General features: G+C 64.2%; 20 protein-coding genes. 11 read left to right on the plus strand and 9 right to left on the minus strand.

Annotated elements, in window-relative coordinates:
- Nucleotides 1–37: 37 nt before the first annotated feature.
- The 7 genes from NLM27_RS04415 to NLM27_RS04445 all read left to right on the plus strand — a co-directional run bounded on the left by NLM27_RS04415 (nucleotide 38) and on the right by NLM27_RS04445 (nucleotide 6,582).
- A complete protein-coding gene (locus NLM27_RS04415; protein WP_254142182.1) occupies nucleotides 38–970 on the plus strand; it encodes an ABC transporter permease in 933 nt (310 codons plus the stop codon).
- The gene (locus tag NLM27_RS04420; RefSeq protein ID WP_254142183.1) at nucleotides 970–1,773 is read left to right on the plus strand and encodes an ABC transporter permease; all 804 of its coding nucleotides are present in this window, start codon (nucleotides 970–972) and stop codon (nucleotides 1,771–1,773) included. The genes NLM27_RS04415 and NLM27_RS04420 overlap by 1 nt, the downstream gene beginning before the upstream one ends.
- A gap of 27 nt (nucleotides 1,774–1,800) precedes the next feature.
- Nucleotides 1,801–2,865, plus strand: a complete 1,065-nt coding sequence (locus NLM27_RS04425) for an extracellular solute-binding protein (protein WP_254142184.1) — start codon at nucleotides 1,801–1,803, stop codon at nucleotides 2,863–2,865.
- 11 nt (nucleotides 2,866–2,876) lie between these two features.
- Nucleotides 2,877–3,971: an ABC transporter ATP-binding protein gene (locus tag NLM27_RS04430; RefSeq protein WP_254142185.1), complete on the plus strand. Its 1,095-nt coding sequence runs from the start codon at nucleotides 2,877–2,879 to the stop codon at nucleotides 3,969–3,971.
- Nucleotides 3,972–4,109: 138 nt separating this feature from the next.
- Nucleotides 4,110–4,805 (plus strand): 5-oxoprolinase subunit PxpB, encoded by a 696-nt coding sequence (gene pxpB / locus NLM27_RS04435; protein ID WP_254142186.1) that lies wholly within the window; start codon nucleotides 4,110–4,112, stop codon nucleotides 4,803–4,805.
- The gene (locus tag NLM27_RS04440; protein WP_254142187.1) at nucleotides 4,802–5,779 is read left to right on the plus strand and encodes a biotin-dependent carboxyltransferase family protein; all 978 of its coding nucleotides are present in this window, start codon (nucleotides 4,802–4,804) and stop codon (nucleotides 5,777–5,779) included. The genes pxpB (NLM27_RS04435) and NLM27_RS04440 overlap by 4 nt, the downstream gene beginning before the upstream one ends.
- Before the next feature lie 35 nt (nucleotides 5,780–5,814).
- The gene (locus NLM27_RS04445; protein WP_254142188.1) at nucleotides 5,815–6,582 is read left to right on the plus strand and encodes a LamB/YcsF family protein; all 768 of its coding nucleotides are present in this window, start codon (nucleotides 5,815–5,817) and stop codon (nucleotides 6,580–6,582) included.
- Here NLM27_RS04445 and NLM27_RS04450 read toward each other — a convergent pair.
- The 6 genes from NLM27_RS04450 to NLM27_RS04475 are packed head-to-tail and all read right to left on the minus strand — an operon-like array spanning nucleotide 6,575 to nucleotide 11,243.
- Complete coding sequence (locus NLM27_RS04450; RefSeq protein WP_254142189.1) at nucleotides 6,575–7,000, minus strand: acetyl-CoA carboxylase biotin carboxyl carrier protein subunit; 426 nt, start codon at nucleotides 6,998–7,000, stop codon at nucleotides 6,575–6,577. The genes NLM27_RS04445 and NLM27_RS04450 overlap by 8 nt on opposite strands.
- Nucleotides 6,991–7,968 carry a biotin-dependent carboxyltransferase family protein gene (locus NLM27_RS04455; protein WP_254142190.1) on the minus strand — a complete coding sequence of 326 codons (978 nt, stop codon included), beginning with the start codon at nucleotides 7,966–7,968 and terminating at the stop codon, nucleotides 6,991–6,993. Before NLM27_RS04455 ends, NLM27_RS04450 begins: the two co-directional genes overlap by 10 nt.
- On the minus strand, nucleotides 7,965–8,627 hold the full coding sequence (gene pxpB / locus NLM27_RS04460; protein WP_254142191.1) for a 5-oxoprolinase subunit PxpB: 663 nt from the start codon (nucleotides 8,625–8,627) through the stop codon (nucleotides 7,965–7,967). Before pxpB (NLM27_RS04460) ends, NLM27_RS04455 begins: the two co-directional genes overlap by 4 nt.
- Entirely contained in the window at nucleotides 8,624–9,979 is a 1,356-nt protein-coding gene (gene accC, locus NLM27_RS04465) for an acetyl-CoA carboxylase biotin carboxylase subunit (RefSeq protein ID WP_254142192.1), read from the minus strand. Before accC ends, pxpB (NLM27_RS04460) begins: the two co-directional genes overlap by 4 nt.
- Nucleotides 9,979–10,437 (minus strand): acetyl-CoA carboxylase biotin carboxyl carrier protein, encoded by a 459-nt coding sequence (gene accB, locus NLM27_RS43765; RefSeq protein ID WP_254142193.1) that lies wholly within the window; start codon nucleotides 10,435–10,437, stop codon nucleotides 9,979–9,981. Before accB ends, accC begins: the two co-directional genes overlap by 1 nt.
- Nucleotides 10,438–10,484: 47 nt before the next feature.
- Nucleotides 10,485–11,243, minus strand: coding sequence for an SDR family oxidoreductase (locus NLM27_RS04475; RefSeq protein WP_254142194.1), 759 nt, complete (start codon nucleotides 11,241–11,243; stop codon nucleotides 10,485–10,487).
- A gap of 199 nt (nucleotides 11,244–11,442) precedes the next feature.
- On the opposite strand from NLM27_RS04475, the gene NLM27_RS04480 reads away from it, so the two are divergent.
- The 3 genes from NLM27_RS04480 (at nucleotide 11,443) to NLM27_RS04490 (ending at nucleotide 14,195) form a co-directional block, all read left to right on the plus strand.
- Complete coding sequence (locus NLM27_RS04480) at nucleotides 11,443–12,402, plus strand: LysR substrate-binding domain-containing protein (RefSeq protein WP_254142195.1); 960 nt, start codon at nucleotides 11,443–11,445, stop codon at nucleotides 12,400–12,402.
- Between the two features lie 97 nt (nucleotides 12,403–12,499).
- Complete coding sequence (locus NLM27_RS04485; protein ID WP_254142196.1) at nucleotides 12,500–13,171, plus strand: 4-carboxy-4-hydroxy-2-oxoadipate aldolase/oxaloacetate decarboxylase; 672 nt, start codon at nucleotides 12,500–12,502, stop codon at nucleotides 13,169–13,171.
- A 40-nt stretch (nucleotides 13,172–13,211) separates the two neighbouring features.
- Nucleotides 13,212–14,195, plus strand: coding sequence for a peptidyl-alpha-hydroxyglycine alpha-amidating lyase family protein (locus NLM27_RS04490; protein WP_254142197.1), 984 nt, complete (start codon nucleotides 13,212–13,214; stop codon nucleotides 14,193–14,195).
- A gap of 219 nt (nucleotides 14,196–14,414) precedes the next feature.
- Here the strand turns inward: NLM27_RS04490 and NLM27_RS04495 are convergent, their stop codons facing one another.
- From NLM27_RS04495 to NLM27_RS04505, 3 genes are read right to left on the minus strand one after another with little or no spacing between them, the layout of a single operon-like run.
- Entirely contained in the window at nucleotides 14,415–15,452 is a 1,038-nt protein-coding gene (locus NLM27_RS04495) for a class II aldolase/adducin family protein (protein ID WP_254142198.1), read from the minus strand.
- A 9-nt stretch (nucleotides 15,453–15,461) separates the two neighbouring features.
- Complete coding sequence (locus NLM27_RS04500) at nucleotides 15,462–16,325, minus strand: TIGR01459 family HAD-type hydrolase (protein ID WP_254142199.1); 864 nt, start codon at nucleotides 16,323–16,325, stop codon at nucleotides 15,462–15,464.
- A complete protein-coding gene (locus tag NLM27_RS04505) occupies nucleotides 16,322–17,602 on the minus strand; it encodes an FGGY-family carbohydrate kinase (RefSeq protein WP_254142200.1) in 1,281 nt (426 codons plus the stop codon). Before NLM27_RS04505 ends, NLM27_RS04500 begins: the two co-directional genes overlap by 4 nt.
- Nucleotides 17,603–17,790: 188 nt before the next feature.
- On the opposite strand from NLM27_RS04505, the gene NLM27_RS04510 reads away from it, so the two are divergent.
- Nucleotides 17,791–18,804 carry a sugar-binding transcriptional regulator gene (locus NLM27_RS04510; protein ID WP_254148749.1) on the plus strand — a complete coding sequence of 338 codons (1,014 nt, stop codon included), beginning with the start codon at nucleotides 17,791–17,793 and terminating at the stop codon, nucleotides 18,802–18,804.
- The last annotated feature ends 5 nt before the right edge of the window (nucleotides 18,805–18,809 follow it).

Consider the following 18,809-nt stretch of genomic DNA (forward strand, 5'->3'; position numbering starts at 1 on the left):
GTATGCCTTGGGATCGCGCAGTCGAGGACGGCCAGCGATGACCACCAGCGACGATGCGGTGGCAGTCTTAGGTGTTCAAGCTCCACCGGCAACCCGGCGGGCATTGCGGTGGCGTCTGGCTCTGCCGGTCGGGCTTCTCGCCGTCCCGATGCTGGCATTCTTGACGTATTTCTTCTTCTATCCGGCTCTGGGGCTGCTGCTCTCAAGCATCCAGACACAGGACAGCCGCGGTATCATCGGCCGCCCGTTCACGCTCGCGCACTACGCGCGCCTCGTCAATGTCGAACTCTACGCGCGCGTGCTTTGGACCACGCTGCGGATCAGCATCATCACCTCGGTGCTTGCGACGGTGCTCGCCTATCCGGTCGCGCTGGTGATGGTCAAGAGCCGTCCGATGGTCACGCGCATCATCACCTTGATCGTCATTGCTCCCTTGATCGTCAGCGTGGTCGTTCGTGGATACGGCTGGCAGCTGGTGCTCCAGAACGGTCCGAAGGGCATGCTGAACTGGATCTTGATGTCGCTGCACGTCGTCGATGCACCGATCTCGGTCCTCTACACCGAAGTGGCGGTCGTCATCGGGTCGCTGCACGTGTTCTTCCCGATGATGGTGCTGCCGCTGGCCTCGGCGCTCGGCAAGATCGACCCCAACCTCGAGGATGCGGCCCGTATGCTCGGCGCGCCATGGTGGAAGGTGTTCCTTCGGGTGACGCTGCCGTTGAGCATGCCGGGCTTCGTGGCGGGTTTTACCCTGGTCTTTTCGCTCACCGCCGGCTCCTTCGTCATTCCCGCGATCCTGGGCGGCGCCTCGGCGGTCATGCTCGGCAATCTGATCGAGCAGCAGATCTTCGTCGTCTATGACTGGCCGTTCGGCGCTGCGATCGCCGTCGTTCTCGTCGGCCTGGTCCTCGCGGTGAACGGTGTCTCGATGTGGCTGCTGGAAGGCCGGCGTCTCAGGAGGCCCGAGTGATGGACGAGCGATTTTCCGGCTTCGGCGCATTCATCCTCTACACCGTCACCGCCGGCATGATGGTGTTCATCCTGGCGCCGCTGCTTCTCGTCATGGCGGTGTCGGTATCCGATTCTTATTTCGTGACCTTTCCTCCGCAGGGCTTCACGCTGAAATGGTACGCCAAGGTTCTCCAGGACCGCGACTTCCTCGAGGCGATGAGGCTGAGCATTCTGCTCGCGCTCGGCACGACGGCGGGATCGCTGCTGCTGGGCGTGCCCGCGGCCTTTGCGCTGGTGCGCGGCCACTTCTTCGGCCTGTCGGCGATCAAGGGGTTCCTGCTGTCGCCGCTGATCTTTCCGGCGCTGGTCACCGGCCTGGCGCTGCTTCAGGTCCTGACCAAGCTTGGTTCCCAGGATGCGCGGCTCAATCTTTTGATCGGGCACGTGGTCGTGACGTCGCCCTACGTCATCCGCACGGTCGTCACCAGCCTTCAACTGGTCGACGAGAATCTGGAGGACGCTGCGCGCACGCTCGGCGCGAACCGGTTGTGGACCTTCTGGCGCGTGACGCTGCCGCAGATCGCCTCCGGCGTCGCTGCCGGCGGGCTGTTCGCCTTCATGGTGTCCTTCGACAATTACCCGGTCACGATGTGGCTGGCGAACTCGGAATACTCGCCCGTGCCGCTCGTCCTGATGCGGCAACTGGTCAACGTCTTCGATCCTTCCGTGCCGGCAATGTCGACGATCATCATCATTATGGCGATGGTCGGCGTTCTGTTGCTGGAGAAACTGGTCGGCCTTCGCCGCGCGCTGGCCGCTTAATGTGCATTGGTGATGGAGATTGGATTCATGAAGCTGACACGTAGGACTCTCATTCAGGCCGGTGCATCTGCGATTGCCTTCCCGACGATCATCAGCCGGGCATTGGCGCAGGACACCAAGCAATTGCACGTCGGCGTCTACAACTCCGCGCTGGGCAAGCTGATCCAGAAAGAGGTCATCCCCAAGTTTGAGGCCGAGTTCAAGTGTCGCGTCTTCACGATCGAAGGCGCGACGCTCTCCAATATCGCCGCGCTCCGCGCGACCCGCGACACACCGCGCTTCAGCATGATGATGATGGACGACGTCGGCATCCCCCAGGCCAAGCAGGAGGGGTTGATCGACAAGCTCGACGCGAGCAAGATCCCCAACCTCGCCAAGGTCTATCAGCGCTATCTCTTTGAGGACGGCCATGGCGTCGGTTTTTCGATCTCCAGTGCCGCCATGTTCATCAATCCGCAGGTGACAAAGCCGCTCGGGAGCTATGAGCAGATCTTCGACGCGAAGTATCGCAAGCAGATCCTGCTGAATACGCCCAAGAACACTCAGAGCGTGCTGATGCTCATCGTCGCCACGGCGCTGGTGACCGGAAAGCCGCTGAAGGAGGCGCAATACCTGGTCGACAGCGGCTGGGACAAGCTCGCGTCTCTCAAGCCCAACATCCTGACGATCTACGACAGCGAGGCCCAGGTTCTCCAGGTAGCCCAGGGCCAGGCGGCGATCGGCGGCATCGAGTACTCGAAGGCGATCTATCCGCATACGGCGAAGGGCATGCCGATCGACATGACGTTCCCCAAGGAGGGCGCGTTCACCGGAATCAACAGCATGACACTGGTCAAGAATGCGCCCGAGCCCGAGCTCGCTTGTGCCCTGATCAACCGCATTTTGGAGCCTTCGGTCGCCAAGATGTTGTCCGAGCAGACCCTCAGCGCGCCCTCGGTGGGCGGTATCGACTTCAAGCCGGAGACAGCCAAGTTCCTTGCCTATCCCGACACCAAGGCAACCGATCTAGGGCTGTTCACGCCGGACTGGAACTTCATCGTTCCGCGCCGCGGTCCGTGGTTGGAACGCTATAACCAAGTGTTCACGAGCTGAGCGGGGGTGCCATGAGGTCGTCCGAAGTCAGGCTTGATCGCCTCAGCAAGAATTACGCCCGCATGGTCGCGGTCGACGAGGTGTCGCTCGCGATCGAGCCGGGTCACATGGTTGCGCTGCTCGGTCCAAGCGGATGCGGCAAGACGACCTGCCTCCGCATGATCGCGGGGCTGATCCGTCCGACATCCGGCGACGTCTTCGTCAACGACAAGAGGATGACCGACGTTCTCGTGCATCGCCGCAACGTCGGAATGCTGTTCCAAAACTACGCGCTGTTCCCTCATCTGACCGTCGAGGAGAACATCGCATTCGGCCTGGAGATGCGCGGGATATCCAAGGCCGATGCTGCGAGGAAGGTGGCCGAAGCCCTCAATCTCGTCCAGCTCTCCAGCTTCGGGAAGCGCTATCCCTCGCAGCTCTCCGGCGGTCAGCAACAGCGCGTCGCGCTGGGGCGGGCTCTGGTGATCGAGCCGGCGATGCTGCTGCTCGACGAGCCGCTCGGGGCGCTCGACAAGGGGCTTCGCGAGAGCATGCAGGTCGAGCTCCGCGCACTCCAGCGCAGGCTTGGCCTGACCACCATCATGGTAACCCACGACCAGGACGAAGCCCTGACCATGGCCGACAAGATCGTGGTGATGCGCGATGGCAAGCTCGAGCAGGTCGGCTCGGCGACGGAAATCTACCAGCGGCCGGCCTCGAAATTCGTCGCGCAGTTCATCGGCGCGTCGAATCTGTTCGAGGGACCCATTGAGCAGCGCAACGGGAGCGGGGCGGTCGTTCGTGTCTCGCCCGAACTCAGCCTTCAGGTTGATCAGATATCATCGTCGGCCAGCGACGTGATGGTCTCGATCAGGCCCGAAGCAATCATCGTCGAGCGAATTGGCCAGAGCTCGGTGGCGCAACGTGCCAATAGCGTGACGGCGCGTGTCGATCAGGCCATCTATCGCGGATTCGTCAGTCACTACTATCTCAAGACGCCGAGTGGCGGGCAGATCATCGTGTTCGAGCAGAACCAGTCGCAGCAGGCCGGACTCCGGTACGCCGTGGGCGAGGAGGTCGTGGCGCGGTGGGAGTCGCCCAGCAATCACGTCATTGCGCGTCACTGAAGTCGGAGGCGAGCGCGGCGTCCTGCTGGCAATCGACATCCCTTATACCCGCAGACGAACATCGTCTTGGATCGGCTTGCGCCGCTTCGCTAGATTTGAGGGTGGCAGCGCCACGGGCGTTCGACCAGCGAGGCCATTTTGTCGATTAATCAGCCCAACGCTCCCTTTGTCGGCACGATCGAAAAAAGCCCGAAGATCAGCTTGATCGGCACGCTTGCGATGCTGGTCGAGGCGCCGGGTGACTTCGACCTGGTGCAGCAGGGACGCGTCTGGGCACTTGCGGATGCGGTTTCCGCCTGGCCCAACGTCCAGGAGGCCGTCATTGGTGTCACCAATGTGATGCTTTTGTTCGAGCAGCCGCCGGCCGATATCGGCATGCTCAGCGCTTCGATCGTCGAACTGTGGCATCGTGCGCTCGGGCGCAAGGCCGACGGAAAGCTCATCGAGATTCCCGTGATCTATGGCGGCGAACTCGGCTTTGATTTGCCTGCGGTTGCGAAGCGCGCCGGATTGTCCGAGCGCGACGTCATCAGGATTCACAGCGAAGGCGAATATACTGTCTGCGCCGTCGCGAGCTCTCCGGGATTTGGTTATCTCCACGGCCTCGACCCGCGCATTCATATGCCGCGCAAATCGGTGCCGTCGCTCAACATGCGGGCAGGCTCGGTGACCATCGGCGGGATGCAGACAGGCGTGGCGGTGCTGACAAGTCCCAATGGATGGAATGCCATCGGCTGGGCCTCGGTCGCGATGTTCGATCCGAGCGCCGAACAGCCCTCGCTCATGCTTCCGGGCGACCGTGTCAAATTCAGGATCGATCGGATCGAGCTGTGATCGAGATTCTGACCAGCCCCGCCTTCAACACAATTCAGGACCTGGGCCGCTACGGCGCGCGGCGTTTCGGCGTGAGCACCTCGGGTGCAATGGATCCCGTCGCGCTCGCCGCCGGCAATGCACTGCTCGGCAATGACGACAATGCGGCCGGCATCGAGATCCAGACCTTCCCGTTCCGCCTGCGTTTTTCGGCCGACACCGCATTTGCGCTCACCGGCGCCGATCACGACTCGACGCTGGCGGGATCAACCGTCCGGCCGTGGTGGTGCACGCGGGCGAAGGCGAGCGATGTTCTCGCGATCGCGACGCCGCGGCGTGGCGCGCGGGTCTACGCGACCTTCGGTGGCGGAATCGATATTCCACGCGTGCTGGGCTCGCGCAGCACGCATCTGCGCGGCGGCTTCGGCGGGCTCGAGGGACGCACCTTGCAGGTGGGTGATGTCGTGCCGATCGGGAACACGCAGGGCAAGAGCGACGGTCGCTTCGATTTCGGCGTCGCGCCACCGGATGTTGCGATCGCGGGTGCGGCTCCAGCGGAAGACTGTGTGCTGCGGATACGCGTCATGCGGGCCGGCGAGTATGATCTGTTTTCGGAGGCGATGCAGGCGACGTTCTGGTCCACGACGTGGAAGATCAGCGCCCGGAGCGACCGGGGCGGCTACCGTCTTACCGGTGGCAAGCTGAGATTGGATGCGCCGGTCGAGATGCGTTCGCACGGCGTGGTGGCTGGCGTCGTGCAGGTGCCCCCGGCCGGCGAGCCGATCATCCAGATGAGCGATGCCAACACGGCCGGTGGCTATCCGAAGATGGCGGCCGTGATCCAGGCTGATCTCTGGCGCCTCGGCCAGGCGGCGCCAGGATCGTTCATCGCCTTCAGTGAGGTGAGCTACCAGGACGCGGTCGCGGCCATGGCTCCCGTCAACGACTACCTCGCGAAGTTGCGTGCGACCGCGGACCTCTACCGAGCGCTTTGAGTGGACGTCAACAAGAACAAGAGCAGGGTACGAACATGAAAATCGGCATCAATTCGGACATGGGCGAAGGCTTCGGCAATTATCGCATCTGCGACGACGAGGCGCTGATGAGCATCATTTCGTCGGCCAACGTGGCATGCGGTTTCCATGCCGGCGATCCCATCATCATGGATCGCATGGTTCGCCTCGCCAAGCAGAAGGGGGTCGAGGTCGGCGCCCATCCGGGCCTGCCCGACCTGCTCGGGTTTGGCCGGCGCGTGATCCAGATGGATGCCGCCGAGCTCGAGAAGCACATGGTCTATCAGATCGGCGCCTTGCAGGCGATCGCGGCCAATGCGGGCCATCGTGTGACCCATGTCAGCTTCCACGCCGCGATGGGCAACATGGTCAATGCCGACCCTGACATGGCCGATGTCGCCGCCCGTGCGATTGCGACCATCAATCGCGATTTCATCGTGTTCTCGCAGCCTGACGCCGAGATCGTGCGCGCCGCGCGCAAGGTGGGCCTGCGCATCCTGACGCTGTTCCTGGCTGACCGCGCCTACGACGAGAACGGCCATCTGGTGTCCCGCAAGCTTCCCAACTCCGTCATCACCTCGACTGACGCGGTGGCCGAGCGGGTCAAGCGCTTCCTCGACAGCGGCACTGTGCAGACGATCGAAGGCAAGTCGATCAAGGTCGAGGCGCGCTCGATCCTGATCCACAGCGATACGCCGGGATCGGTCAACCTCGCCGGCACGGTGCGCCGCGTGATCGAGCAGGGTGGCGGCGAGGTGACGCCCGCAACCGTCCTGCTCAATTGATCGGGTTGCCCCCAGTATGCGGGCGGATGCGCACAATCGGTGTGCCGTAGCCGACCGTTGCGCCAGGCTCCGCGATCACGGCATCGATCGTGCCGGCGGCCGGCGCCACGATGGGCGCATACAAGAGCCCGATCTTGACGAGGCCGACGATCGCGCCGGCCTCGACGCGCTCGCCCTGTGCGACGAACGGCTTGTCCCGCCAGGGATGAGCCGCAAGGAAATGCCCTGCGACGTCGGTTTTAGCGATGATGGAATGGTCTGCAGCGGGGGCGGCAAGCATCGGTGACGCCACCATTCGCGGACCCGTGTCGACGACGAGCTTCAGCGATTGGCCGGGTTCCTCGATTTCGATCGTGTCGACGCCGGACCTTTCGAGGATTTGCGCCAGACGCGCGATATCGGTCAGCTCTATCGGCATGTTCTGGTCTCCTCGACAAGACGCGCATTGGTCCTGAGCCGAGCGAGATAGGCCGACATCTCGTCCTCGGCTGCAAGTGCATCGGCATAGGCAGTTTGCTCGAACCGCAACTTGCTGCCGAGCCGCGCTTGTCCGACGCGCCACAGATCGGCCTGGATCACGGTTGCGATCTTCGGGTAGCCACCGGACGTCTGTGCGTCGCGCATCTGGATGATCGGCTGTCCGTTCGGCGGAATCTGGATGACGCCGGGGACGATGCCGTGCGATCGCTTCTCGATCGGCGTCTTCGGCTTCACGGCGGGGCCTTGCAGGCGGTAGCCGTAACGGTTGCTCTGCGGCGTGATCTTCCAGCTACTGGACCAGAACAGCGCCTGCGTGGCGGCGTCGAACCCGTCATACTCGCCGGCAATCACGACCCTGACGACGGTCTCGTCCGCAGCGGCGCTCGGTCGCGCCAGCGTGATCTCGGCCGGCTCGACCCCGAGCTCCTCGATGGCCGCAGTCGACGCGGCGCAGGGCAGGATGTCGCCGGGCTGGAGCGGCCGTCCGTGCCAGCCGCCGAACTCGCCGCGAAATTGCGTGCTGCGCGACCCCAACGCCATGGGCACGTCGATGCCGCCGCCGAATGTTAGATAGCTTCGTGCGCCGCGGGGCATTGCCTTGATGGTCAAGATTTCGCCGGCACAGGCGTGCGACCGCCACCAGGGCGGGATCACGCGTCCCCCGATTTCGGCCTTGACATCGGCGCCCGTGAGCGCAAAGGCCATGTCCCGGTCGAAACGAAGCTTGAACGGCGGCATCGGGATTTCGATGCCGGCGGCATTCTCGTCGTTGCCGAGAAGAATGTTGCCGGCACGCAGTGCGACGTCGTCCATCGCACCTGAAGTCCCGACCCCGAAGCGATACTGGTCGAAGCGGCCGAGATCCTGGACGCTGGCGGGCCCCGTGACTGACAGGATCTCGATCACCGGATCACCCGTTCGATCGCGAACCGGATCGTATCGCCCGGAGCCAGCGCGGCAGGCGTCGGCCAGGACGAATTGAAGAACGTCCAGCTCGTATGCCCGATGGCGTGCCAGCCGCTCGGCCCGGGCGAAGCGGAGACACCGGTCTGCGATCCGCCGATCGATACCGAGCCGCCCGCGGAGCGTTGCAGCGGCGTCTGACGGCGCGGCATGGTGATACGCGGATCCATGCCGCCGAGGTAGCAATAACCGGGGTGGCTGCCGAGTGCGAACACCGTGTAGAGCGGGGCGGCATGGATCGAGACCACGTCGTCGACGGACAAGCCGCAATGATCAGCGACGGACTGAAGAGACGATCCGATCTCGCCGCCATAGGCGACCGGCAGCCTGATCTCGCGGCCGCCGATCGCGAGGCCATCTGCCTTTTCCCAGCTGTCGTTGAGTGCGGCGATCAGGGGGCCGAGTTCGCGGGGAGGCGTCTCGAAGGTCAGCATCAAATTGGTGATGCCGGGAATGGCCTCGCGAATTCCCGGCCATTTCGACGCCGTCGCCGCCAGCGACCAGATTCGCCGCTGATGCGGCAGGTCGAACGCGCCGGGCGCCTCGAACAGGAGGGCCGATGTCCCGAGCAGGCTGATCCGTGGCCGGTCCGGCGTCGTCATGGCGCGGCCACCCGCGCATTCATCCAGTGCTCGAGATGATGGATGTCGTAGCCGCCGCAGCAGAACGTCGGATCGGCGAGGATCGCCTGATGCAACGGCACATTGGTTCGGATGCCTTCGGCGCGCAACTCGGACAAGGCGACGCGTGCGCGCGCCAGGGCTTCCTCGCGAGTGCCGCCATGGGCGATGAGCTTGCCGATCAGCGAATCATAGTGACGGGGAACTATGGCGCCGGCGGCGATATGCGAATCGACGCGGATGCCGATGCCGCCCGGCACGTCCCAGCGCGTGACCGTGCCGGGCGAGGGCGCGAGGGTGGCGGGGTCTTCGGCATTGATGCGGAATTCGACGGCATGGCCGACACGGGCGATTTCGTCTTGCGCAATGCCCAGCGCTTCGCCCCGTGCGATGCGTATCTGCTCCTTGACGATGTCGATCCCAGTCGTCATCTCGGTGACGGGATGCTCCACCTGGACGCGCGTGTTCATCTCGATGAAGAAGAACTGCCCGCCTTCGTAAAGAAATTCGAAGGTGCCGGCGCCGCGATAGCCGATCCGCCGGCAGGCCTCGACGCAGCTTGCGCCCACCTGCTCGATCAGCGCGCGATCGATGCCGGGCGCGGGGGCTTCTTCGACGACCTTCTGGTTTCTGCGCTGAAGCGAGCAGTCGCGGTCGCCGAGCCAGAGATGGTTGTCGTGCTGATCGCACAACACCTGGATCTCGATATGGCGAGGTTTTTCGAGGAACTTCTCGATGTAGACCGCAGCGTTTTTGAAGGCCTTGCTGGCTTCCGCGCGGGTCAACGCAAGCGCCTCGTCCAGCGTGCCTTCGTTGCGTACGATCCGCATGCCACGCCCGCCGCCCCCACCGGCGGCCTTGATGATCACGGGGTATCCGATGTCTCGCGCGATCGCGCGCACCTCGGCTGGATCATCCGGCAGGGCGCTGTCCGGGCCCGGCACGCAAGGCACGCCCGCGAGCCGCATCGCGCGCTTGGCCGCGACCTTGTCGCCCATGGTCCGGATACAATCCGCGGACGGGCCGATGAAGGTGAGACCGGCGCGCGCGACCCGATCGGCGAACTCCGCACTTTCCGAGAGGAATCCGTAACCCGGGTGGATCGCCTGGGCACCGCTGACTTCGGCTGCGAGCAGGATTGCCGCCACGTTGAGGTAGGTGCTGCTCGCCGGCGCCGGCCCGATGCACAGTGCCTCATCGGCGAGCGCGACATAGCGCGCGTCGCGGTCCGCCTCCGAGTGAATGACCACCGTCTTGAGACCCATCGCCCGACAGGCGCGCTGGATGCGAAGCGCGATCTCGCCGCGATTGGCGATCAGGACCTTGTCGAACATCAGGATGAACCCGCAGGGCCGACCCGGAACAGGGATTGCCCCGCTTCGATCTCGTCACCGTCCTCCGCGAGGATCGCAAGCACGACGCCGGGTGCCTCGGCGGCGATGTCGATGAAGGTCTTCATCGCTTCGATGATGCAGATCTTTTGCCCGGCCTCGATCCGTGCGCCGACCTCGACCAGCGGCGGCTCCTCCGGCGCAGCAGCCCGATAGAAGACGCCGTGCATCGGTGCCGGCACGACGATGTCGGCAGTCGCCTCGGGAGCAGAACTTTCCTGGCGATCGAGAGTGGGGGCCTCGACCTTGATCTGGTTTGCAGGCTGTGCCGGGACCGCAGGCGCTCCTGCAGACGCGCGCTTGAGGATGCGAATGCGGGTGCCGTCCTGGGTGAGGTCCAACTCGGCGATGGAGGAGCGCGTAACGAGATCGACGAGCTGTTCGATTTTGGAGAGGTCCACGGTCACGCTCCGCGTTGACGGCCTGTCGAGTTCGGGGCGTTCATGCGTCAGTCGGCCGGCGGCCGGCCCTTCTGTGCAAAATTGAGACCGCCGACGACTTGCTGGGTCGGCAGGACTTCCATGAAGGCGACATTCATGCGCGCCGGCGATCCAATCGCGAATGAGATCGAATTGGCGATGTCCTCGGGCTGAAGTGAATCATAGTCGTCGAAGAAGCGACGCTTGGCTTCGGCCAGATCACCGAGCAGCCGGCCGAAAACCTCGGTCTCGACCCGGGCCGGCGATATCTCGGTGACGCGAACCCTGGTCCCGTAGAGATCGACACGCAGTTGCTGCGACAGTGAATGAATGCCGGCCTTCGTGGCGTGATACACGGTGTTGCCGCCGCCAAACGCATAGTGGCCGGCGATGGAGGAGATGTTGACGACGTGGCCGCGATCACGGCGCGCCATGCCCGGCACGATCAGTCGCGTCAGATGCAGGACCGCGCGCAAATTGACGTCGATGAGGGCGTCGACATCCTCGGGCGTGGTGTCCAGGATATTGCCGCGCCGGGACTGGCCGGCGTTGTTCACCAGGACGTCGAACTCGGCCGACTTCGCCAAGGCCGCAAGCGCATCGAGGTCGCTGATGTCGACGGCGCAGGCGCGGCATCCGGTCTCCGCGGACAGAGCGCTCAGCCGAGCGGCGTCGCGGGCCACGGCGTAGACTTCGAGCCCTTCCGCACTCAGGCGGCGAACCGTCGCAGCCCCTATTCCGGAGGATGCGCCCGTCACCAGGGCCGTCCGATAGTCCGAAAATCCCATTCGCGAGGGCTCCTCTGCTACCGTCCAACCCGCTGGTGGCGTCGGCTGCAACACGAGCGGCGGACGAGTTCAGCACCAGCTATAGGCCCCTCGGGTTCCCAGTGGTAAGAACAATTCCTTCTGATCCCATAGCTTCAGCCTATTGCTGCTGCATTGCCCTGACTGGATATCCGGAGACGCCGTATTGGATACGAAACGTTTGGAGGCCTTCATCAAGGTCGTGGATCTCGGCAGCATGACGAGCGCGGCGAAGGTGCTGAATGTCGCACAGCCGGCCCTGAGCCAGCACATTGCGAGCCTGGAGGCGGATTTCAAGTGCAAGCTGCTCGACCGCAGCGCCCGCGGGGTCAAGCCCACCGAGGCCGGACGAATCCTCTATCGTTATGCCAAGTCGATCCAGCGGCAGATCGAAGAGGCCAGGCGCACCATTCTGGACAACAAACCGGAGCTGACCGGCAACGTCACGATCGGCTTGGCGCCGCTCAGCTCGGCGGCATTGCTGGCGACCCCGCTGCTGATGCAGGTCCGCGAACGCTATCCCGGCATCGTGCCGCACATTTACGACAGCTCCGGGGTCATGCTCAGCGAGATGATGCTGAAGGGGAGCATGGATATGGCTGTCCTTTACGGCGAGCGCCCGGTGACCGGTCTCGATTACAAGCCGCTGATGCGCGAGTACTTCTACCTTGTCGCGCCCCGCCGCATCTATCCGGAGCAGATGCCTCCGGAGGAGGTTTCGGCGGCGGAGGTCGCGCAATTCGACCTGCTTCTTCCATATCGGGAATCCTTCCTGCGACAGACGGTCGAGCGGGTCTGCGCCGAGGTAGGACTTCGCCCGCGCATCGTTGCCGAGATCCATTCCCAATCGACCTTATCTTCGGCGATTGCAGCCGGAGTAGGGGCGGCAGTGCTGCCCATGTCGATAGCAAACGAGTTGCCGAACCTCGACGAACTCTGCATTCGGCGGATCAATGCACCGTCGGCCTCGCAACAGATGTCGCTATGCATTTCCGATAATGCTGCGTTGTCCGACGCCGCGTTCGCCGTCTACAAGATATTGCTCGAGATCATCGTCAAGACCTGGGGACCGTTCGATTGTCCTCCTGGTTCGGCCGCCATCACTGCATCGTCGCTGAATGTGCCGAAGGACGAGCCATAACGAAACACGATGTGGCAATCCTAAAATCTGAAATTCTCCGATGTGAGGCGGTCGATTATCTGAGGTGAAGCGCAGATTGCGGACCGTCGGAGGGACCATGGTTCACGTTGTCAGAACATTCGATCGGCCTGGTGCAGACCTCGTCGAGCGGATCAAGAAGTTTCCTCCGTCCACCCTGCACGAGGCCCAGGGGCGATTGGGCGCGCTGACTTCCCGCATCAAGCCGATCTATTCCGGGATGCGCGCGTGCGGCCCGGCGCTGACGGTGAGCTGCCATCCAGCCGACAACATCATGCTGATCACGGCGATTTCGCTGGCCAAGCCTGGCGACGTGCTCGTGGTGAGCGCGGGCGATCATCCCGAGCAGGGCGGCTTCGGCGAGGTGCTGGCCACGGCCTGCGTCGCCAAGGGCATCGTCGGGCTCGTCACGGATGCCGGCGTTCGCGACGGTCTTGCGGTACGCGACACCGGCTTCAACGTCTTCTCGTACGGCCTCTGTATGAAAGGCACCGTCAAGGAGACTCTCGGCACCATCAATCAGCCGATCGTCATTGGCGGCATTGCCGTCCGCCCCGGCGATATCGTGAGTGCCGATGACGACGGCGTCGTGATCGTGCCGAAGGAGAATATCGCCGACGTCTGCGTGAAGTCTGCGGCGCGCGAGGAAAAAGAAGCCGGCGTGATGAAGGCACTGAAGGCCGGCGGGGACATCCTCGAGCTCTCCGGTATCGGCAAGGTGCTGGAATCCAAGGGCTGCACGTTCGGTTAAGCCCCTCCCGCGTCGCACATTTGCAATGATGGGAGATGAGGTGGCAGCTATTCTCGGCTCGGGCGAGCACCGCTACCGCGTCGTCGACAATTGGGCGAAGTTGCCGGATGGCTGGCAGCTCACCGATGTCGCTTCCGTCGCGATCGACAGTAAGGATCGCATCTACGTGTTCAACCGCGGCGCCCATCCGATGGTGGTGTTCGACCGTGACGGCAATTTCCTGCGCAGCTGGGGCGAGGGGCTGTTCTCGCGCGCCCATGGCCTGCACATAGATGCCGACGATAATCTCTACTGCACCGACGACGGCGACCACACCGTGCGAAAATGCACGACGGACGGCAAGGTGCTGCTGACGATCGGCGTCCCTGAAAAGCCCGCGCCGTTCATGAGCGGCGATCCTTTCCATCGCTGCACCCACACCGCGTTGTCGCCGAAGGGCGAGATCTACGTCTCCGACGGCTATGGCAATGCGCGCGTGCACAAGTTCACGCCCGACGGCAAGCTGATCAGGAGCTGGGGCGAGCCCGGTACTGATCCCGGCCAGTTCAACATCGTGCACAACATCGTCACCGATGCCGATGGCTGGGTCTATGTCGCCGATCGCGAGAACCATCGCGTGCAGGTGTTCGACGGCAACGGCAAATATGAGACGCAGTGGAACAATCTGCACCGGCCGTGCGCGCTGTGCTGTTGCGGTGGGGCTAAGAATCCCACCTTCGTCATCGGCGAGCTCGGCCCCGCCATGCCGGTCAACCGGAAGGTGCCCAATCTCGGCCCGCGGCTGTCGATCGTAGACGCCAAAGGCAAGCGCATCGCGCGGCTCGGCGGCGAGGATGGCCCCGGTCTCGCGAGCGGCAAATTCCTCGCACCGCATGGCATCGCGCTGGACTCCCGAGGCGACATGTATGTTGGCGAGGTCGGTGTCACCGACTGGAAGACGAACTTCCCGGACGAGGACATGCCGGCCGTGGTCCGCGCAACACGTTGCTTGCAGAAGCTGGAGCGCATTCCTCGCGAAGGGTGAACGCTGATGGCTGGCCGAGACCGGCCGGCGTGCGGTTAGATTTTTCGCTGTAAGCCATCGAGGAGCACCTTACCGACATAAGGTCTCTTGCGGCGCGCGGCACAAGTCATCTTCGGCAGCTCGCGATCTGGAACGAGGAGACGAAGTCGAGCTTCGCTACCTGTGCCTGGATCGCTTCGACGATGCGTCTTTGCGCATGTCTGTGTCCGATGCGTCGCTTCAGTCCGGTCCGCGATCTGCAGTCAATTGCTGGCGATATCGCTCGGCATCCCAATTCAACAATGCGGACTCATTCTCCTGAGTGAGGTAGCGGACCTGCGCAGTGAGAGGCAAACGGCAAGTCACCAGGGCGAGACAGCTCAGCATCGCCTCGGCGCCGTCGCTCGCATCCTTGCGAACGATGCAACCGAGGCCTGGAACGAGCAGCGCGACCGGCTGTGGCAGTCCGTCCGCCTGCATTCGCGATGCCAGGGCGCGAAGATCCTCGCTCTGTTCCAGAACGGGCAGCCCCGGGCCGAGGAAGACGACGTGATCGGGATAGAGCGAGCCGCTGGTCGCAATTGCGCGGCTGAAAGGATCGATTGCGACGCTATGGCATTGCGGATCCTTTGGCAGGCGATAAGCCGTGCCGGCGGAGATTGAGCGAAGCGCGTCTATATCTGCGGGAATTGTGGAGCGCGGGGCAAGCGCAAGGCGGCTCTCGACCTCGTCGACCATTGCCTCTGCGCCGGCGCAGGTCTCGGCGCCGACCACCAGCCCATGATTGCCAAGGACCAGCACATCCAGCCTGTCCTTGGCCAGTGCGTCGTTCACGACCTTGGCGAGTGGCAGTCCCGGATGGTGATAATCGAGCCAGCGCCAGGCCAGTCCGTCCAGTCGCCTGGCAAACTCCTCGCGTGCGTCGGCTCGCACCGCCCAGGCAATCGTGTTGACCGAATGCACGTGCAGGACGACCGGATGCGGCATGAGCGCGTGGAGGGACGTCTCGATCGATGCGCGCAACGTCGTGCCGGCACCGGAGGCGAGCGGCACCCGTTCGTCGCCTTGCGCGAGCGCAGCGCGCGCCATGCCAAGCGACACCGGCACGAAGATGTCCTTGTGCTCGGCATCCGCAAGCCAGGTGCCGGAGGCCTTCACCCATAGCAGGTCGCCGTGTTTGATCGAAGAATTGCCACCGGCACCCTGAACCAGAAGGATATTGCGGCCAACGCGCGCCGACATGCGACTGAGCTCGTGGAGTAGGGCATGTTGTTGCATCGGCGGCTCTCACCAGGCCAAATGGTGCATCGTCCAGTGCGGCATCGGCACATCCGCGCGGGGTGATGGTCGTGCCAATTCAACTGAACCAGTCCGCGCATGATCCCGGTGCACGCCGGATCTGAGGAGAAGTGTCAGCATGCCCGCACGGCGAGCACCGGCAACGTCATGGTCGAGGCTGTCGCCGATCATCAAGACGCGCGTCGGGTCCGGCTGCCCCAGCCGTTCGAGCGCAGCCGCAAAGATGGGCGCGTGCGGCTTGCCGACATAGGCCACACGACCACCCAGCGTTTCGTATAAGCGGGCCAAGGCACCGGGGGCGGGAATCAGTCCCGAGGCCCCGAACATCGCGAGGTCGGGATTTGCGCACAGCATCGGCCGTCCGCGCGCAGCGGCGTCCGCCAGGCGCACGCGCCAGTGTTCCGGCTCGGCGACGGCATCGTCGAGGCCCGCGAGCAGGATGAAGTCGGCCGTTCCGACATCGCTCACGATAGTGAGCTCGAGCCCATCGACGATCGCATGGTCGCCGCCACGTGCGATCAGCAGGCAGGCGTGGCCGAGCTCGGTGAATGGCGTCTGCGTACGCGCTTTCAGGCCGCGCCAAGTGACCTCGCCCGAAGTCAGGATGCCATCATAGGCGTGCGGTGGAAGGCCGAGCGAGGCAAGCCGCGCCGCATTGCTGCTCGCGCGCTTGCCGGAGTTCGACAGGACAAGGACGTGCTTGCCGGCCTGACGCAGCCGCACGACGCACTCCCGCGCCAGCGGAAAGATCGCCTGGCCTTCGTGCAGCGTGCCCCATTGATCGAGCAGCACGTGATCGAAGCGGTCTGCGATCGCGCCAAGTCCGTCGATATCGATCGTGTCGGTCATCATGGCGGACCGCCCCGCAAGGCCAATAGTGCGGCGCCATAGCTTGCCTCCGTCTCCTCGGCGACCGTCACGGGAACGCCGAGCGCGCACCGTCTCATCTCGGTCCAGGCCGCGTTCTTCGCGCCCCCGCCGATGCTGATGACGCGCCGGGGCTTTGGCGCACCGAGATCGGCCAGGCGCCGATAGGCGAGCGATTCGATCGCGGCGATGCCTTCGAGGAGTGCTTGGAAAAAACGATGGTCCTCCGCCGGGCGCGGTGTGACCCTCGCCGGCAGTGCCGGATCGGCGATCGGAAAGCGCTCGCCTGGCTTGGGAAGGGGATAGTAATCGAGTCCGGTCGGTGTCTCCGGCCGCAGTTGCGGGGTCAATCGTTCCATATCGGCGGCCGTGAAATGCGCGAGCAGGGCGCCGCCGCCGGAATTGGAGGCGCCGCCTGCAAGCCAACGCTCGCCAAGTCGGTGCGAATAGACGCCCTGGCTTGCGGCGAAAATCGGCCGAGTCGCAAGCAGCTTCACGACCAGCGTGGTTCCGAGCGAGGTGACGGCATCGCCGGGCTCGTCCGCCTGCGTGGCCATGAAGGCGGCGACACCGTCCGTGGTGCCGGCCGCGATGCGCGCCGACGGCGACAGGCCGAGCGTGGCTGCGACCGTGCGATCGATGTCCGCAAACGGCGTCCCGGGAATCATCGCCTTCGGCAGCAGCTTGCGCGATACGCCGAGCTCGTCGAGCCAGGCCGGCCAGCTGCGTGTGACCGGATCGTAGCCGAGCTTCAGGACGTTGTTCTCATCGCTGATGCCGTGCTGTCCGGCTAGCCGACCGGCGATCCAATCGGCCTGATGCACGGCAAGGTGCGCTTGGCTGCGCTCGCTACGGCTTGACAAATATAGCAGTTTTGCCAGCGCACTGCTCGCGCCGTGCGCCCCGCTGTCCGCCGGCGCCACGGCCGCAATGCGGGCAGCTTCCGTCGTCGCGCGCGTATCGTTGTACATGAGCCCCGGCGTGCAGGGCCGGCCGGCTGCGTCGACCATCAGGAGAGTGCCGGATGTGCCGTCGACGCAGACCCGTTCGATCGCCTGGAGATCGACGCTGCGGCCGAGCTTGCAGATCGCAACAATCGTCGCATCCCACCAGAGCTCCGGGTCCTGATCGATGGCGTTGCCATCGTGCCGGGGCGGGGGAAGGGTTGCCGATTCCATTCCGAACATGCTGCCGCGCGCGTCGACGGCGCAGGCGCGAACGCCGCCAGTTCCGACGTCGATACCGAGGAACGCGCCCGCCATTCGACCTCCACAGAAGTCATGGCGCCTGCACTGACCTAACGGCGCCAAAGGACCCAGCCGCCGCACGATTGCAGCGCAGCACGTTTGGGGGATTGACGTCCCAACGCGCATCTGCAATTTTTTGCAAGACGTGAAGAAAATTGCAAGCGGGCATTTCTGGCGTGGCGACATCTTCCGACAGGCTGCCGATGGCTGATGGTGAGGCGTCGCTCGCAACGCGGGCGGCGTGGCTGTATTTCGCCGCCGGGCTGACCCAGTCCGAGGTCGCCGACCGCCTCAACATCCAGAGCACCAAGGCGCATCGGCTGATCGCGCGTGCCAGCCGCGAGGGCATGATCCGCGTCTTCGTCGAGGGGCCCGTGGCCGAATGCGTCGCGCTGGAGAACAATTTGGCGGAGCGCTACGGACTTGCCTTCTGCCGCGTCGCGCCTGATCTGGGCGAGGACGACCTGCCGCTCAAGGCCTTGGCGCTCGAAGGCGCGAGCTTTCTGCGGCAGAACCTCGAGCGCGGCGAGCACAAGATCATCGGCGTCGGTCACGGCCGCACGCTCGCGGCGGTCGTCGAGCAATTGCCGCAGACGCAGGCGAGCGACGTCCAGTTCGTCTCCCTGCTCGGCGGATTGACGCGGAAATTCGCAGCCAATCCGTTTGACGTCATTCATCGGCTGGCGGAGCGTACGGGGGCGGAGGCCTATCTCCTGCCGGTCCCGGTCTTCGCCAATTCGGTCGCCGATCGTGGCGTATTGATGAAACAATACGGCATCGCGGAGGTGTTCGCGCTGGCGCGCAAGGCCTCGCTCCTGTTTGTCGGTATCGGACAGATCCATGCCGAGGGCTTCCTGGTCTCGAGCGGCATGATCAGGCCGGACGAGGTCATCGAACTGAAGCGTGCCGGCGCCTGCGCCGATCTGCTCGGACATTTCTTCAACGCCGACGGCGAGCTGCTCGACATCGACCTGTCGGCCCGCGCGACCTCGATGGAGGCGGCCGACCTCAGGAGGCACCGCATCGTCGCCATCGGCGGCGGTCTGGCCAAGGTCGCCGCGCTGCGCGCGGTGCTGCGCAGCCGTCTCCTGCACGGACTCATCCTCGACGAGGTGACCGCTCAGGCCCTCGCAACGGACAAGCCGGAGGCAACATCCGGCAAGGACAAGAACACGAAGACCAAGAACAAGGGTCGGAAGGGAAGTAAACGCGCATAACGGGA

This window comes from Bradyrhizobium sp. CCGB12 (genome assembly GCF_024199845.1).
In the GTDB taxonomy this organism is placed as follows: domain Bacteria; phylum Pseudomonadota; class Alphaproteobacteria; order Rhizobiales; family Xanthobacteraceae; genus Bradyrhizobium.